The following is a 16334-nucleotide window of genomic DNA, read 5'->3' as shown; positions in this document are numbered from 1 at the left end:
GGTGATAGGCGGGGCCTATACTCAGCTTCAAATCAACAGCTGTTGCGTCATGCTTCGGCGAGGATCTCAGCCAGCACCGAGATGGCGAGGGTGCGCGCGTCGCGGGCTGAGCGCACCAGCCCGATGGGGCCGCGCAGCCGCGACAGGCCCTCGTCCGCCACGCCGAGCGCCTGCAGGTCGAAGTCGCGCATCTGCCGCGCCCGCTGGCTGCCCTGTGCGCCGATGTAGAAGGCCGGCGTTTGCAGCGCCGCCTTGAGGATGGGCGGCTCCCAATCGTGATCGTGGAAGAACAGCACGATGGCCGAGCGGTCGTCTGGTGCGATGTCTTCGGGAAAGCTCGCGCCGGTGAGGTGCCGCGTGGCACAGCCCGCCTCCTCCGCCGCCGCCAAAGTCTCATCATCGGACGACAGGATGAGGTTGGGGTAGCCGGCAGATTGCACGAGGCCCGCGAAGGTGGAGGTCTCGGGCCCCTTGCCGAAGACGTAGAAGCAGATCTCCGGCTCGATGCGGATGAGAAAGCTGTCGCCCTCCCAGCCGGTTGCGCCCTGCTCTTGCAGCGCCATGGCGCCCGTCTCGGCCTCAATGCGCAGCACGGCGGGACGGCGGGCGGCATAGGCCTCCTCCAGCGCTGCCAGCGCGGCGGGGTCAGGCGACGGCACCAGCAGCACATCCAGCCCGCCGCCGCAGGGCAGCTGGATGTCCTTGAAGGGCGAGCCGCGCCCGTAGCGGACAGAGCGGGGTTTGCCGGCCTCCAGCACCTCCTCGGCATGGAGCGCGATGTCGCCCTCGACGCAGCCCGACGAGAGCGAGCCCGCCCTCTGCCGCCCGGGCAGAACGGCCATCATCGCACCTAGCGGCCTGTACGACGGCCCCTCGACGCCAGTGATCACCGCCAGCGTGCCCGGCGCCTCGGCGCCGCGCAGCGCCAAGATGGGGGCGATGACGGAAGTGGTGGAAAGGGCGGGCAGCTGCATCGGGGACTCGCGGGCGCTGAAGGTTGATATCAATCTAAGCTTTCTCGGGCCGGCCGGCCAGCCTCAACCGATGGTGCGCGCCACGGCGCTTTGCCACTCGGCCATGCGCTCCTGCCGGTCAGCCTCGCTCATCTGCGGCTCGAAGCGTTTGTCGAGCTTCCAGGCCTCGGCGAAACCGGCCTGATCGGGCCAGGCGCCGATGGCCTGCCCCGCCAGCCAGGCGGCGCCGAGCGCTGTGGTTTCCTGCACCACGGGGCGGTCCACCGGAGCGCCGAGGATATCGGCCAGGAACTGCATCGTCCAATCGCTGGCGCTCATGCCGCCATCGACGCGCAACACAGCGTCGCCCATCTCGGGCCAGTCGGCCTTCATCGCGGCCATCAGATCGGCTGTCTGAAAGCCCACGCTCTCCAGCGCCGCCCGGGCAAACTCCGCCGGGCCGGAATTGCGGGTGAGGCCGAAGATGGCGCCGCGCGCCTCCGGCGCCCAATGCGGCGCACCGAGGCCGGTGAAGGCGGGGACCAGCGTCAGGCGATGGCCCTCGTCTGCGGTCTCAGCGAGCGGCTGGGCTTCGGGCGCGGCCTCGATCAGCTTCAGCCCGTCGCGCAGCCATTGCACCACGGCGCCAGCGATGAAGATGGAGCCCTCCAGCGCATAAGTCACCTCGCCGCCCAAGCGGTGGGCGATGGTGGTGAGCAGGCGATGCTCGGACGTTATCGCGTCGCCCCCCGTGTTGAGCAGCGCGAAGCAACCGGTGCCATAGGTGCTTTTCAGCATGCCGGGCGCGAAGCAGGCCTGGCCCAGCGTCGCCGCCTGCTGGTCGCCCGCCACACCGCGGATCGGGATGGCGCCGCCGAAGAGCGTCGTCTCGCCGAAGTCCCCATCGCTATCGCGCACCTCGGGCAGCATGGCGCGCGGGATGCCGAGCCGGGCGCAGATGTCCTCGTCCCAATCGCCGCGATGAATGTCGTACAGCATCGTGCGGCAGGCATTGGTGGCATCGGTGGCATGCACCCGGCCCTCGGTGAGGTTCCAGATCAGCCAGCTGTCGACGGTGCCGAAGCGCAGCTCGCCGGCCTCGGCCTTTTCGCGAGCACCTTCGACGTTCTCCAGCAGCCAGGCCAGCTTGGTGGCGGAGAAATAGGGGTCGATGATCAGGCCGGTGCGGGCCGTGACGTCCGCCTCCAGCCCCTCACCCCGCAGCGTGCGGCAAAGCTCGGCGGTGCGCCTGTCCTGCCAAACGATGGCGTTGTGGATCGGCCTGCCCGCCTTGTCCCAAACCACCACCGTCTCGCGCTGGTTGGTGATGCCGATGGCGTCGGCCTGCTCGCCGGCGAGGGCTTCTTTCGCGCTGTCGAGCGTCGTCTGCCAGATGTCTGCCGGGTCATGCTCCACCCAGCCGGAGCGGGGGAAATGCTGTTTGAACTCAAGCTGATGCTGCCGGACGGGCACCATGTCATCGCCGAACAGGATCGCCCTGCTCGAGGTTGTGCCCTGATCGAGCGCCAGAATGCTCATCGCTCCTCCATCCAGGCGGCCAACGCCGCCCGTTCCTCCTCACTCATATGCAGGCCGAGCTTGCTGCGCCGCCAGACCACATCCTCTGCCGTCTGGGCCCATTCCTCCCGAATGAGCCAGCCGACTTCGCGTTCTGTCAGCGTGGCGCCGAAAGCGCGGCCGAGGTCGGCCTCGGCTCCGGCACCGTCCAGCAGGCTCCAGCTCTCGGTGCCGTAACTGCGGATGAGCCTCGCCGCCCAAATCTCTGTCAGGAATGGGTAATCTCCGCGCAGCCTCTCCTCCAGCGCCGCCCGTCCATCGGCAGGAAAATCCCCGCCGGGCAGGGTCGCGCCGCCCGTCCAGTTCCCCGTGCCGCCGATCAGCGGTGTGAGCTTCTCCATCGCCTCCTCAGCGAGGCGGCGGTAGGTGGTGATTTTGCCACCAAAGACCGACAGCACCGGCGGCGTGCCCGTCAGCTCCAGCTTGTAATCGCGCGTCGCAGCGCTGGCGTCCTGCCCGTCGTCCTGCAGGGGGCGAACGCCGGAATACGTCCACACCACATCCGCCGGGGTGACGGGCTGGCGGAAATAGCGCGAGGCGAACGTGCAGAGATAGTCGATCTCTTCGCCGCTCGCCTCTGGCCGCACCTCTGGCGAGGGATGCTCGACATCGGTGGTGCCGATGAGCGTGAAGGCATCCTCATAGGGGATCGCGAAGATGATCCGCCCGTCAGGCCCTTGAAAGAAGTAGCTTTTGCCGTGATCGAAGAGCTTGGGCACCACGATATGGCTGCCGCGTACCAGCCGGATCTTCGGCGCGTCATTGCGCTGCAGCGGCCCCGTCAGCACCTCGGTCACCGCGGGCCCGGCGGCATTCACCAGCGCCCGCGCCGTCACCTCGCGGCCGCCCGCGAGCCCGATATGCCAGAACTCGCCCTCGCGCCGCGCGCCGGTAACCTCGGTGCGGGGCAGGATCGTGGCACCCCGCGCCGCGGCGTCGCGGGCATTGAGCACGACGAGCCGGGCATCATCGACCCAGACATCGGAATATTCGAACGCCGTCTTGAAGGTGTCTTTCAGAACAGTGCCTTCCGGGGCCTTCCTCAAGTCGATCCGCTTGGTGGCCGGCAGCTTGTCGCGCCCGCCGAGATGATCGTAGAGGAACAGCCCCGTGCGGATCATCCAGGCCGGGCGCCGGCCCCGCATCCAGGGCATCAGGCGAGAGACGGGCGTGGTGGTATCGAAGCGCATGCTTGCGTCGAGCGGCAGCACAAAGCGCATCGGATGCGCGATATGCGGCATCATCTGCCAGAGCCGCTCGCGCTCGCCCAGGGCGTGCCGGACCAGCGCGATTTCGCCGTATTCCAGGTAGCGCAGCCCGCCGTGGAACAGCTTGGTGGAGGCCGAGGAGGTGCCAGAGGCGAGGTCGCCCTTTTCGGCCAGGCCAACCTTCAGGCCGCGCCCCGCCGCGTCGCGCGCAATACCGGTGCCATTGACCCCGCCACCGATGACGAACAGGTCGAAGGGCGCCGCATCACTCACCTCAGCTTCACCCCTTAAATCCCGTTGCCACAACGAATTTCTCGGAAGAGTTCGAGCGCGACGCCGGAGGCTTCACATTCACCACCTTCTCGAAGCGCTGCTTGAGCAGCACCTGCAGGCTGCCCTCGGCGCCGCCGGCCAGCACCTTGGCCACGAAGGTGCCACCCTCTTCGAGCACATCGAAGGCCAGCTGGGCCGCCGTCTCGCAGAGGGCGATGATGCGGATATGGTCGGTCTGCTTGTGGCCCGAGGCGCTGGCAGCCATGTCGGACATTACCACATCGGCCTTGCCGCCGAGCCAGGCCTTCACCTTGTCGTCAGCGCCGTCTTCCATGAAGTCGAGCTGGTGGATCTCGGCCCCCGCCACCGGGTCGACCTCTTGCAGATCAACCCCGATGATGCGGCCCTGCGGCTTGCCGGCCTTCTGGCCCAGCGAATTGATGCGCGGCACCGCCACCTGCAGCCAGCCGCCGGGCGCACAGCCTAGATCCACAACGCGGGCGCCGGGCTTGAGGAAGCCGAATTTCTCGTCGAGTTCCAATATCTTGTAGGCGGCCCGTCCCCGGTAGCCATCAACCTGCGCGCGCCGCACATAAGGGTCATTGAGCTGCCGTTCGAGCCAGAGCTTCGACGACAGCTTGCGCCCCCGCGCTGTCTTCACCTTGACGGTGAGATCGCGCTGGCCCCTGCCAGAGTTCGGTTTGCTGCCTTTTGCCATGTCTGACGGCTAGGCGAGCGCGGGCGCCGATGCAAGAGCATCCGATTGCAAATAATCGTTTGCGAAGGTTTCTTTGCGATGTATATCCCGGGTCATGACCAGAGATATCCGCCGCTTTTCCCCCGGGCCCGAGGCCCTCAAAGCCCTCTCGCACGGCGACCGGCTGAAGATGCTGGGCATTCTGCGCCTGGAGGGGCCGCAAACCGCCTCTGGCCTTGCCGCGCAGCTCGGGCTCAATTCGGGCGCCACCTCGTACCACCTGCGCCAGCTCGCCAAGCACGGCTATATCGAGGAGGCGACCGAGCTGGGGAATGCTCGCGACCGCTGGTGGCGCGCTGCGCACGATTCGACATGGACAGAGGACAACGCCCCCTCCGGCACGCCCGAGGCCGAGGCGATGGGCGGCTATATCTCCACGGTGGTCGAGCGGCAGGTCGAGATGCTGTTCGCCGGGCTGCAGGCCCATGCCGGCCTGCCCACCGAATGGCGCCGGGCCTCCACCGCCAGCGATGGCACCTATTGGCTGACGGCCGAGCAGGCCCAGGAGCTGACCGACAAGCTGAACGACGAGCTGATCCGCATGCAGGCGACAACCCCGCCGATCACCGGGCCGGGGCCGGAGGGGGCGCGGCGCTTCACGGTGCAGCTGCACGCCTTCCCGCATCCCGGCCTTCCCAAGGCGGAGGACGAGTCGTGAGCAAGCGCCCCCTCGTTGCCCTCATCCTGGCGGAGGGCTTGGCCCTCCTCGGCACACGCCTCTCCATGATCGCCGTGCCCTGGCTGGTGCTGACGGAGCTCGGCGACCCGCTGCTGGCCGGCATCGTCGCCTTTGCCGAGATGGCGCCCTATGTGCTGGCAAAGGCCGCCGGCGGGCCGCTGATCGACCGGCTGGGGGCGCGGCGCGTCTCTATCGTGACGGATACGCTCTCGGTCGCTGCTCTGGCCGCCCTGCCCCTGCTCTTCGCCGCCGGCCTGCTGGTGCCGCTGACGCTGGTGCCCCTGATGGCGCTGATCGGCCTGCTGCGCGGACCGGCGGATGCTGCGAAATACGCGATGATCCCGGCCACGGCCGAGACCTCGGGCCTGCCGATGACGCGGGTGACCGGCCTCCTCTCCAGCGTCGAGCGTCTGGCCGGCCTCCTCGGCGCGGGCCTCGCCGCGGGACTGGTGGCTGTCGTCGGGCCGGCCAATGCGCTGCTGGTGAATGCCGGAACTGTCGGCGTTGCGGCCCTGACGGTGCTCATTGGCCTGCGCGGCGTGGCTCCGCCAGAGGCGGAGGGTGAGGGAGAGGGCGAGCCCTATCTCACCCGCCTCGCCGCCGGCTGGCGCTACCTGCGGCAGGACGGCACGCTTCTGGCGATCACGCTGATGGTGGCCGCGACGAACATGCTCGACCAGGGCATGGGCGCCCTGCTCCTGCCCGTCTGGGCGGAGCAGACGGGCAGCGTCGGCCATCTCGGCGCCGTGCAGATGGTGATGGGCGCGGGCGCCGTCGCCGGCTCGCTCGTCGCCTCGGCCTATGCGGAGAAGCTGCCGCGGCTGCCGACCTATGCCATCGCCTTCATCATCGTCGGCCTGCCCCGCTTCGCTCTCTTCGTGCTGCCACTGCCCTTCTGGGCGCTGCTGGCCGGCATCGCCTTCGGCGGCTTCATGGCGGGCTTTCTCAACCCGATCATCGGCGCGCTGATCTTCGAACGGGTGCCGAAGGCGCTGACGGGCCGCGTCACCTCGCTCTTCACCGCCATCGCCTGGGCGGGGATGCCGTTCGGCGGGTTGATCGCCGGGGCGCTGGTGGAGGGCTGGAGCCTGACCATCGCCTTCATCGCCCTCGGCGGCGCCTATTTCGTGGCGACGATGGCGCCGCTGCTGGTGCCGAGCTTCCGCGCTATGGATAGAACGGAGCCGGTGCGCGAGGTGGAGGCCGCCCACGCCCAGGCGGCCAGCGGCGCCTAGCGCTGCGCGACCATCGGCAGGATCGGGCCCCAGCGGGTGTCTTGCGGCGGCCCGGCCACCTCGAACCCCAGCTTCCGGTAGACAGCGATGGCCCGGTCGTTGCGCGGGTCAGGGTCAACGCCAAGGGCTGGCGCTCCCTCGTAGAAGAGTTTCTGCATGCGCGCGCCGATGAAGCCGGTGCCATGGCCCAGCCCGATCATGTCGCGCACGCCGATATACTGGTCGACGCCGCGCGACCCGGGCGGCAGCCTGGCGAAATGGTGGCCCTCCTCGCCGTGCACCGAGTAATCCTGCATGTAGGCGAAAGGCGCGCCGCCGAACGAGACGATCCATCGGGCGACCTTGCCATCCGCCAGATCGAACCCCTGCGCCGGCTCGTCGGTCCCCCACCATTCGCGCACATGCGGCTCGGCCATCCAGCGCGTCAGCAACGCGCGGTCCTCCGCCATCACCCGGCGAAAGCTGTAGGGGCTATCCATCTGCCACGGGCGACCCCGGCCCTGCCCCATCAGGCGCGGCGGCGGCGGCCGCCGGAGGAACGGCGACCGGGCGTTTCGGCACCGGCGGCACCGGCCGGGCGGTTGAAGCGGATCCAGTCGGCGCCCGAGGGGTCGTTGTTGAGCAGGAAGTTGGCGGCACGGATCGCCTCCATCTCCTTGCCCGGGCGGGCCTGGGTGGAGCCGAGGTTGAACAGCGTCAGGAAGGTCTCGTCATCCATATCCTCAGGCAGGATGATGCCCGCGGCGGCCACAGCCTCGCGCTTCTCGGCGATGGCCTTGGGGCCGATGGGCAGCGCGCAGGGGTTCATGATGGCAGAAGTCATGCCGGCGGAGGCGGCCATCGGCAGGAAGGCGTTGTTGATGCCATGCCGGTTGGGCAGGCCGAAGGAGATGTTCGAGGCGCCGCAGGTGGTGTTCACCCCCAGCTCTTCGCGCAGGCGGCGCACCAGCGTGAACACCTGGTGCCCGGCCGTCGCCATGGCACCGATGGGCATGACGAGCGGGTCAACGACGATGTCATGCGCCGGGATGCCGAAATCGGCGGCCCGCTCGACGATCTTCTTCGCCACCGAGAAGCGCACGTCGGGGTCTTCCGAAATGCCGGTGTCGTCGTTCGAGATCGCCACGACCGGCACGTTGAACTTCTTCACCAGCGGCAGCACGTATTCCAGCCGGTCCTCCTCGCCCGTCACCGAGTTCACCAGCGGGCGGCCATGGGCGGCGTTGAGGCCAGCTTCCAGCGCCGCCGGCACCGACGAGTCGATGCACAGCGGCACGTCCACAAGCCCCTGCACCAGCTCGACGATGCTCGTCATCAGCGGCGGCTCGGTTTCATTCGGGTTGGGGTTGGAGTTGTAGACGACGCCCGCGTTGATATCGAGCACGGTGGCCCCGCAGGCGACCTGCGCCACGGCATCCTTCTCGACGGTGGAGAAGTCGCCGGCCTCAAGCTCGGCGGCCAGCTTCTTGCGGCCCGTCGGGTTGATGCGCTCGCCGATCACGCAGAAGGGCTGGTCGAAACCGATGATCGCCGTCTTCGTGGCGCTCTCGACGATGGTGCGGGTCATGCAGGCTCTCCTTGAAAGGCGGTCAATACACCCGCCAGCGCGGGGTCGGTGAAATCGGCGATGGTCAGGTCGGCGCCCTCGGCGCGCAGGGCCGCGTCATCGAGTACGGTGCGCAGCCCGATGCAGCGGGCGCCGGCGGCCTTGCCGGCGCGCACGCCCGAGGCGCTGTCCTCGAACACCAGCGAGGTCTCGGGCGCAGCACCCAGAAGCTTCATCGCGGCGAGATACGGGTCTGGATGCGGCTTGCCGCGCTCGCATTCGTCGCCAATCACCATGACCTCGACGCGGGGGCGCATGTCGATGGCATCCAGCATCGCCTCGGCATTGAGGCGGGGCGCATTGGTCACCACGCCCACGCGCCAGCCCTCGACCTCGGCCCGGTTCACCAGCGCCGAAAGGCCCGGCGTGGCCGGATAGGGGCGCGGCAAGCGGCGGCGGAACTCGGCCTCCTTCCGCTCCGACAGGCCGATATGATCGGGATGGTCGGGCAGGAATTCTGCGAACATGTCGGCATTGAGCCGGCCGTGGATGTAGCGGGTATAAAAGTCTTCATCGACCTGCAGCCCATGGGGGGCCAGCAGATCGGCAAAGACCTGTTGGTGGATCGGGTCGGTGTTCAGCATCGTCCCGTCCAGATCGAAGAGCAGCGACTTTTGCGGCATCGCTCAGGCGTCTGCCGGCGCGGCCGGAACGGCAGAGGCACCGCCATGCTCCTGCGCCCAGGTCGCGCAGGTCTTGATGCCGCCGAGCGGGAAGAAATGGACACTCTCGATGTTGAAGTCGGGATGCGCCGCCTTGTGATCGGCCAGCTCCTGCAGGAAGTCGTCGGGCTCGAAGGGCATCACCAGCTTGGTCACGTCCTTCGCCCGCTTCTGCAGCACCTGCAGGCTGGGGCCAACGCCGCAGGCCAGCGCGAACTTGATCATCGTCTGCAGCTTGGCGGGGCCGGCGACGCCGATATGGATGGGCAGCGTGATGCCCTCCTCCCGCAGTCGGTCGGCCCAGCGGATCACCGGCTTGGCCTCGAAGCAGAATTGCGTCGCGATGGCCATCTGGGCATCGGTGCGCTCGCTGAACGCCTGCTTCCAGCGCAGCGCGTCAGAGACATTGGCGTCCGACCCGTCGGGGTCGATATCCTTGTTGCCCTCGGGGTGGCCAGCGACGTGCAGGCGCTTGAAGCCGTGCTCGTCGAAGAGGCCGGTCTCCAGGAGCTGCATGGAATGCTCGAACTCCCCATGCGGCTGAGCGACGCCGCCCGCCAGCAGCAGCGCCTGCTCGACGCCCGCCTCGCCCTGGTAGCGGGCGATCCAGTCCTGCAGGGTGGCGCGATCCTTGATGATGCGCGCCGGGAAATGCGGCATCACCGCGAAGCCCTCGCCGGCGAGGCGCTTTGCGGTCGCCACCATGTCTTCGATCGGCGTGCCCTCGATATGGGCGATGTAGACGCGCGTGTGCTGCGGCAGCAGGGCGCGGAAATCATCGACCTTCTCGGCGGTGCGCGGCATCACCTCGATGGAGAAATCCTCCAGAAAGGCGTGAAGCGCGGCATTGCCCGCCTCGTTTTGGGGCTCGGCGCGGCGGCGGAACGGCAGAAGCGACATGACAAACTCCTTCAGGCGGGGGCGGCGCGGGCGCTCAGGCGCGTCCGTCATTTTCGATCAGCGCCTTCAGGCGCGCAGCATCATATTCCCTGTCGATCCGCTCGGCGGCAGCGGCGGCAACCTCGGCAGCATCGCCTTCGGCCTCGCCGGCAGGCTCCTTGCGGAAGTCGGCGAGGTATTCATCCGTGCCAGACGCGCCGGTGCGCATCGCGGCCCGGTCGATGGCCTGCTCGAATCGCTCCGGCAGGGGGCGCTTGGCAGCCTTGCGCCCTGCCCCCACGATCACCTGCGCCGGGATGTCCCGCCAGTAGATGATGGTGATCTGCTGCATCCAATCCTCCTGCACGCCGGCATCCTGGCGCCTTGCCGCATGTAACCGCGTGCGGGCCGGCGGCCCGGCTTGATTCCGACGAAACGAGAGGGCCCAGCGACGTAAGGCGCCGAGCCCGGCGTACGCCCTCCTCCGGGCCGCTCGTTTCCAAGGCAACAATATCGCCGGAACGCGAATGGGGGCAACCCGGGGGCTTCTCCCTTGCTCCTTTAGTCCGGGCGTCCTAAACTTCCAGACAACTTGATATCGGAGGGCGTTCCCATGGCGCCCAAGCGCCCAGACGGCGCGCGTGTTTTCCCCAAGGCGGTCGAGAGCCCCGCGCCCGCAACACCCGACCCGGCATCGCTCTATGCGGCGCTGGACCTCGGGACCAATTCGTGCCGGATGCTCATCGCTCAGCCGAAGGGCAGCCAGTTTCACGTGGTCGACAGCTTTTCCAAGACGGTCCAGCTCGGCCACGGGCTGGAGAATACCGGTCGCCTGTCACGCTCGTCGATGGCCCGCACCATCGCCGCGCTGAAGATCTGCAAGCAGAAGCTGCAGCGCCACAAGGTCAGCCATATGCGGCTGGTGGCGACAGAGGCCTGCCGGCGGGCCAAGAACGGCCGCGCCTTCCTCAAACAAGTGCGCCGTGAGACCGGCCTGCATCTTGAGATTATCGAGCCCGAAGAAGAGGCGCGCCTGGCCGTCATCTCCTGCGCGCCGCTCGTGTCCACCCGCACCGAACAGCTGCTGGTCGTCGATATCGGCGGCGGCTCGACCGAGCTGGTCTGGATCGACCTCTCCAACGTGCCGGGCCGCGAGCGCCCGCGGGCGATCATGCGCCTCCATGCCGGCTTCCGTCAGGCGCCCTCGCCCTTCCCCGTCGCCAAGGTGGTGGACTGGATCTCCGTGCCCCTCGGCGTCGCCACGCTCCGCGACCAGTTCCGCGATGTCGATGACGACGCTGCCCGCTTCGCGCTGATGTCGTGGTTCTTCGAAGAGAACCTCGCCGGCTTCGCCCCATCGGCCGAAGAGCAGGCGCGTGAGGGCTTCCAGATCATTGGCACCTCCGGCACCGTCACCACGGTCGCCGCCTCGCACCTCGGCCTGCGCCGCTACGACCGCACCAAGGTCGACGGGCTGCGCATGACTTCCGACCAGATCGACTCGGTCATCCGCGATTACCTCTCCCTCGGCCCCGAGGGCCGCCGGAAAGACCCGCGCATCGGGCGCGACCGGCAGGCGCTGATCATGTCGGGCTCGGCTATCCTTCAGGCACTGATGCGGCTCTGGCCGACCGACCGGCTGTCGGTGGCCGACCGGGGCTTGCGCGAGGGGCTGCTCTACGCGCAGATGAGCGCCGATGGCGTGCTCGAAGACGCGCCCTACTAGCGACAGGCGCCGAAGTGCGGCGCCATGAGAAGGACCTCCCATGACAGACCCGACCGACATCACGGCGCTGGCCGAGACCTATGCCGACGCGGCATGGGAGAAAGACGTCGACCGCTTCCTGTCGATCTACGACGACAGCCTGCTCGCCTATGACACCTGGGACCAATGGTCGATCGCCGGGCGCCGCCGCTGGGGCGACATGGTGCGCGAATGGTTCGGCTCGCTGCAGAAAGAGCGGGTGAGCGTGAAGATCGTGCCCGAGCGCATCGACATCTCCGGAGACATGGCCCTGATGGCCGGCGCCATCACCTATGCCGCCATCTCACCCGACGACCGTGAATTGCGCCAGATGACCTCGCGCCTCACCTGGGTCCTGCGCCAGAAGGACGGCGCCTGGAAGATCACCCATGAACACGGCTCGGCCCCCATCGGCTTCGCCGACCACAAGGCCGATTTCTCCGGCCCCAAAAGCTGACCGCCACTCCCCCCAGTCTTTGCTCCAATAAAAATCCTCGGGGGGGCTGCCGCAGGCAGCGGGGGGCAGACAGCCCCCCTCCTCCATCACCACCCGGCGCGCACGCCAAACCCCGCGAGGCCGGCCTGCAAGGGCCGGACGAGCATCACCGGTAGTACAGCGACTGCCCGTTCGCGAAAATCTGCACCTTGTCCGCCGGCGCGACCAGATCCACCTCGGTGCCGCGCAGCCCCTTGTGGATGCCCGGCAGCTTGGCGATCAGCGGCTCTTCCGCCCCTTCGGCCGTCTCGAAGTAGAGGATGGTCACCTCGCCCAGCGCCTCGGTGATGTTCACCTTGCCCGTATAGAGCGGCGGCTGCCCCTCGGCGGCGACCAGATCCTCCGGCCGCACGCCGATATTCACCTTCAGCCCCTTGTCGGCAGCCTGGGTGGGCACGGCCGACACCGCGGTGCCGCCGCTCGCCAGTTTCACCACCGTCTGCTCGCCGGTCTCGACGATCTCGCCGGCCAGCAGGTTCATGGCCGGCGAGCCGATGAACTGGGCGACGAACTCGTTCTCGGGCCGCTCGTAGAGCTCCAGCGGCGTGCCCACCTGCGCGATGCCCTTGTTGGCCAGCACCACGATGCGGCTGGCCAGCGTCATCGCCTCCACCTGGTCGTGGGTGACGTAGATCATCGTCTTGTCGGGCATCGATTCCTTGAGCTGAGCGATTTCGATCCGCGTCGCCACCCGCAGCGCGGCGTCGAGGTTCGACAGGGGCTCGTCGAAGAGGAACACCTTCGGCTCGCGTACGATGCTGCGCCCGATGGCGACCCGCTGGCGCTGTCCGCCCGAAAGCGCCTTGGGCAGACGGTCGAGATAGGGCTCCAGCTGCAGGATCTTCGCGGCCTTGGTCACCGCGGCGTCGATCTCGTCCGGCGTCTTCTTGGCCAGCTTCAGCGCGAAGCTCATGTTGTCGCGCACCGTCATATGGGGGTAGAGCGCGTAGCTCTGGAAGACCATGGCGATGCCGCGCTGCGCCGGGGGTACGTCGTTCACCACGACGCCGTCGATCTCCAGCGTGCCGCCCGAGATCTTCTCCAGCCCCGCGATCATCCGCAGCAGCGTGGATTTGCCGCAGCCCGAGGGCCCGACGAAGACGATCAGCTCGCCCTTCTCGATATCGAGATCGATATGCTTGAGGACTTCGACGGAGCCGCCGTAGGTCTTCGCGACGTCGGTCAGTTTCAGATCTGCCATGTCTCTCTTCCTCCCATTAGACGGCCCGCGCTACGCACAGGCCCCACCCCCCGAGAGTCGCCACCTCTTCGGGGTCCACGCCGCCGAGATTGGCGGCCACATTTTCCCACTTCCCGCCCGGCACATGCAGCGCCGAGGCACCGGCGCCGAGGTTGAAGGCGCAGAACAGGCGCTCGTCACCGATATGCCGCTCGAAGGTCAGCACGTTGCCCATGGCCTGCGGCAGGGTCATCGTGCCCTTCTGCAGGGCGGCGCTGGCGCTGCGCAGCGAGACCGCGCGGCGATAATGATGCAGGAGCGAATCCTCGTCATCCTCCTGCACATCCACCGCCTGATGCAGATGCACCGCGTTCACCGGCAGCCAGGGCCGACCGTGGCTGAAGCCGCCGGCATGGCTGTGGCTGTCCCAGACCATCGGCGTGCGGCAGCCGTCGCGGCCCTTGAACTCGGGCCAGAACTGAATGCCATAGGGGTCCTGCAGATCGTCGAATTCGATATTCGCCTCGGGCAGGCCAAGCTCTTCGCCCTGGTAGAGGCAGATCGAGCCTCGCAGGCACATCAGCATGGCCACGTAGACGCGCACCGCCTCGTCAGAGAGGTTCCAGCGGGTCTTCCATCGCACCACGTCGTGGTTGGAATAGGCCCAGCAGGGCCAGGCATCGGGCGCGGCGGCATAGAGCCGCTCGAAGATCTTCTCTGTCCCAGCCGCCGTCAGCTTCTGGGGCTGCAGCATCTCGAACGGATAGCACATCTGCACCTTGTCGCCGCCCGAGGTGTACTCGGCCATGATCTCCAGCCCCCGCTGCGCATCGCCCACCTCGCCCACGGCAGCGGCGCCGTAGGGCTCGAGCTCGCGGCGGAACTTGCGCAGGAAGTCGATATTTTCCGGCTGGTTCTTCGAATAAAGGTGGTTCTGCCAGTTATAGGGGTTCACCGCCGGCGCGATGCTGTCGTTGCGCTCATGCGGCGGCAGGGCCGGATTGTCGCGCAGAAGCTTGTCGGCGAAATAGAAGTTGATCGTGTCGAGGCGGAAGCCGTTGACGCCCCGGCGCAGCCAGAACCGCTCCACGTTCAGCAGCGCCTCCTGCACCTTGGGATTGTGCAGGTTGAGGTCGGGCTGGCTGGTCAGGAAGTTGTGCAGGTAATACTGCATCCGCCCGCCATGCCATTCCCAGGCGGTGCCGCCGAAGATGGAAAGCCAGTTGTTCGGCGGCGTGCCATCGGGCTGGGCATCGGCCCAGACATACCAGTCGGCCTTGTCGTTGGTCTTGTCGCGCTTGCTTTGCTTGAACCAGGGGTGCTGGTCAGAGGTGTGGCTGAGCACGAGGTCGATCATCACCTTCAGCCCGTGGTGATGGGCCGTGGCGACGACGAGGTCGAAATCCTCCAGCGTGCCGAACATCGGATCGACGCCGCAGTAATCCGACACGTCATAGCCGAAATCCTTCATCGGCGACGTAAAGAACGGCGAGATCCAGATGGCATCCACACCCAGCGAGGCGATGTAGGGAATGCGCCGGGCGATGCCCCGCAAATCCCCTACCCCGTCGCCGTTATCGTCCTGATAGGAGCGCGGGTAGATCTGATAGATCACCGCGCCACGCCACCAATCCTTGTCCACACGCGTCTCCGCTCTAGTCCGCTATTTCACCGAGCCGGCAAGCAGCCCGCGGACCAGATATTTTTGCATTGCGAAGAACACAACGAGGGGGACAGCGATAGAAACGAAAGCTGCCGTAGCGAGAATTTCCCAATTGCCGCCGCGTGTGCCCAGAAGTTCGACAATCTGGTTGGTCATCACCGTCGTGTCGCCCGTGGAGTCGATCAGGAAGACCTTCGCCACGAGCAGGTCATTCCATGTCCACAGGAACTGGAAGATCGCGAAAGAGGCCAGCGCAGGGAAGGACAGGGGCAGGATGATGCGCACGAAGATCTGGAAATCCGTCGCGCCGTCGACCTTGGCATTCTCGATGATGTCGCGCGGCAGGCCGACCATGTAGTTGCGCAGCAGATACACCGCGAGCGGCAGGCCGAAGCCGGTATGCGCCAGCCAGACGCCGAGGTAGCCCTTGCCGATGCCGATCTCGAGGTGAAGGCGCAGCAGCGGGATCAGCGCCAGTTGCAGCGGCACCACCAGCAGGCCGACGATGAAGGCGATCAGCAGCGCGCGGCCCGGGAAATCCATCCACGCCAGTGCATAGGCCGCGAAGGCGGCGATGACGATGGGGATGATCGTGGCCGGGATCGTCACCGTCATCGTGTTGAAGAAGGCCTTGGCCATCGAGTCGCTCGTCTGCGCGCCCGAGACGGTGCCCTCCGACAGGCCGAAGATGAAGATGCAGCCCAGCGCCACGACGATGCCCGCGCCCCAGCCAATGAGCTTTTCTCGCCCGGGCAAGGAAGAGCGGGCGGCGTAATAGGCGACAAAGCCCACCGCCGTGCCCGCCACAGCGTAGATGATGAGGTTGAGCAGCACGTTGCGGCCCAGCACCGTGTCGTAGTTGCGCAACGTGAACTGCGGCGGCACCGTCGCGGTGACGAAGATGCGCTGGCCATTGCCCGAGATCTGCTCGTCATTGCCGCGCCAGACGTAATCGCCGCCCTCAACGAGCGTCAGCGTCTCGCCGTCGCCGAGGTCCGCGGTGTCGCCCAGCTCGTAGGCCGCCACATCGCGTGAGGAGACACCCCAGGCGCTGATGGTGCTCTCGGAGCCTTCGGCGAAGACATTGCCCTCGACCACATAGATCCCGTCGCCCGCTTCGATGCGCACATCGTCGGGGTCGTCGGTGCGGTAGGTCAGGCTCTGCTCGGAGGGGAAGAGCGCCTTCCACCAGCCGGTGGTCGCGATCTGGTCTGCCGTGCGGAACGACGAGATCAGCAGGCCCACCGTGGGGAAGATCCACAGCAGCACCAGCAGCACGACCGAGATATGCACCGCCCAGGTGAGGCCGGCGGTCTCGCCGGCCATGCCATCGTCGTTGCTCACCGCTTTCGGCTTGAGCACGCGCTCTGCGGCCGGGTCGGCTGTCGGGTCCAGTGTTTCCGTTGCCATGTCTCGCCCTC

Annotated in this window: 16 protein-coding genes; 4 read left to right on the top strand and 12 right to left on the bottom strand. The window is 67.3% G+C overall.

Going from position 1 to position 16334, the window contains the following annotated elements; translation table 11 throughout:
* Positions 1 to 47 precede the first annotated feature (47 nt).
* The 4 genes from ACXN5S_RS09920 to ACXN5S_RS09905 form a co-directional block, all read right to left on the bottom strand.
* Positions 48 to 974 carry an XdhC family protein gene (locus ACXN5S_RS09920; RefSeq protein ID WP_458605271.1) on the bottom strand — a complete coding sequence of 309 codons (927 nt, stop codon included), beginning with the start codon at positions 972 to 974 and terminating at the stop codon, positions 48 to 50.
* A gap of 63 nt (positions 975 to 1037) precedes the next feature.
* Positions 1038 to 2492, bottom strand: a complete 1455-nt coding sequence (gene glpK, locus ACXN5S_RS09915) for a glycerol kinase GlpK (RefSeq protein WP_458605270.1) — start codon at positions 2490 to 2492, stop codon at positions 1038 to 1040.
* The gene (gene glpD, locus ACXN5S_RS09910; protein WP_458605269.1) at positions 2489 to 4012 is read right to left on the bottom strand and encodes a glycerol-3-phosphate dehydrogenase; all 1524 of its coding nucleotides are present in this window, start codon (positions 4010 to 4012) and stop codon (positions 2489 to 2491) included. Before glpD ends, glpK begins: the two co-directional genes overlap by 4 nt.
* 7 nt (positions 4013 to 4019) lie before the next feature.
* Positions 4020 to 4730 carry an RlmE family RNA methyltransferase gene (locus ACXN5S_RS09905; RefSeq protein ID WP_458605268.1) on the bottom strand — a complete coding sequence of 237 codons (711 nt, stop codon included), beginning with the start codon at positions 4728 to 4730 and terminating at the stop codon, positions 4020 to 4022.
* Between the two features lie 94 nt (positions 4731 to 4824).
* On the opposite strand from ACXN5S_RS09905, the gene ACXN5S_RS09900 reads away from it, so the two are divergent.
* Entirely contained in the window at positions 4825 to 5427 is a 603-nt protein-coding gene (locus ACXN5S_RS09900; protein WP_458605267.1) for a winged helix-turn-helix domain-containing protein, read from the top strand.
* Positions 5424 to 6683: an MFS transporter gene (locus ACXN5S_RS09895; RefSeq protein WP_458605266.1), complete on the top strand. Its 1260-nt coding sequence runs from the start codon at positions 5424 to 5426 to the stop codon at positions 6681 to 6683. Before ACXN5S_RS09900 ends, ACXN5S_RS09895 begins: the two co-directional genes overlap by 4 nt.
* On the opposite strand, the gene ACXN5S_RS09890 is transcribed toward ACXN5S_RS09895, so the two are convergent.
* Genes ACXN5S_RS09890 through ACXN5S_RS09870 form a run of 5 tightly spaced genes read right to left on the bottom strand, consistent with a single transcriptional unit; the run spans position 6680 to position 10182 of the window.
* Positions 6680 to 7162 carry a GNAT family N-acetyltransferase gene (locus tag ACXN5S_RS09890; protein WP_458605265.1) on the bottom strand — a complete coding sequence of 161 codons (483 nt, stop codon included), beginning with the start codon at positions 7160 to 7162 and terminating at the stop codon, positions 6680 to 6682. The two genes, ACXN5S_RS09895 and ACXN5S_RS09890, sit on opposite strands and share 4 nt — an antisense overlap.
* A gap of 29 nt (positions 7163 to 7191) precedes the next feature.
* On the bottom strand, positions 7192 to 8250 hold the full coding sequence (locus tag ACXN5S_RS09885) for a methyltetrahydrofolate cobalamin methyltransferase (protein ID WP_458605264.1): 1059 nt from the start codon (positions 8248 to 8250) through the stop codon (positions 7192 to 7194).
* The gene (locus tag ACXN5S_RS09880; protein WP_458605263.1) at positions 8247 to 8912 is read right to left on the bottom strand and encodes an HAD family hydrolase; all 666 of its coding nucleotides are present in this window, start codon (positions 8910 to 8912) and stop codon (positions 8247 to 8249) included. Before ACXN5S_RS09880 ends, ACXN5S_RS09885 begins: the two co-directional genes overlap by 4 nt.
* A gap of 3 nt (positions 8913 to 8915) precedes the next feature.
* Entirely contained in the window at positions 8916 to 9851 is a 936-nt protein-coding gene (locus ACXN5S_RS09875; RefSeq protein WP_458605262.1) for a methylenetetrahydrofolate reductase, read from the bottom strand.
* A gap of 34 nt (positions 9852 to 9885) precedes the next feature.
* On the bottom strand, positions 9886 to 10182 hold the full coding sequence (locus ACXN5S_RS09870) for a virulence factor (RefSeq protein WP_458605261.1): 297 nt from the start codon (positions 10180 to 10182) through the stop codon (positions 9886 to 9888).
* Between the two features lie 261 nt (positions 10183 to 10443).
* Between ACXN5S_RS09870 and ACXN5S_RS09865 the strand changes: the two genes are divergently transcribed.
* The gene (locus ACXN5S_RS09865; protein ID WP_458605260.1) at positions 10444 to 11556 is read left to right on the top strand and encodes a Ppx/GppA phosphatase family protein; all 1113 of its coding nucleotides are present in this window, start codon (positions 10444 to 10446) and stop codon (positions 11554 to 11556) included.
* A gap of 40 nt (positions 11557 to 11596) precedes the next feature.
* Positions 11597 to 12031, top strand: a complete 435-nt coding sequence (locus tag ACXN5S_RS09860; protein WP_458605259.1) for a YybH family protein — start codon at positions 11597 to 11599, stop codon at positions 12029 to 12031.
* A gap of 145 nt (positions 12032 to 12176) precedes the next feature.
* Here ACXN5S_RS09860 and ACXN5S_RS09855 read toward each other — a convergent pair whose 3' ends face one another.
* Genes ACXN5S_RS09855 through ACXN5S_RS09845 form a run of 3 tightly spaced genes read right to left on the bottom strand, consistent with a single transcriptional unit; the run spans position 12177 to position 16323 of the window.
* Complete coding sequence (locus tag ACXN5S_RS09855; protein ID WP_458605258.1) at positions 12177 to 13271, bottom strand: ABC transporter ATP-binding protein; 1095 nt, start codon at positions 13269 to 13271, stop codon at positions 12177 to 12179.
* A 16-nt stretch (positions 13272 to 13287) separates the two neighbouring features.
* Entirely contained in the window at positions 13288 to 14892 is a 1605-nt protein-coding gene (locus ACXN5S_RS09850; protein ID WP_458605257.1) for an alpha-glucosidase, read from the bottom strand.
* Between the two features lie 21 nt (positions 14893 to 14913).
* On the bottom strand, positions 14914 to 16323 hold the full coding sequence (locus ACXN5S_RS09845; RefSeq protein WP_458605256.1) for a carbohydrate ABC transporter permease: 1410 nt from the start codon (positions 16321 to 16323) through the stop codon (positions 14914 to 14916).
* Between the last annotated feature and the right edge of the window lie 11 nt (positions 16324 to 16334).

Source organism: Pseudoroseicyclus sp. H15 (assembly GCF_054353345.1).
Note: the sequence above shows the minus strand (reverse complement) of the source record. Positions and strands in the feature narration are given on the sequence as shown.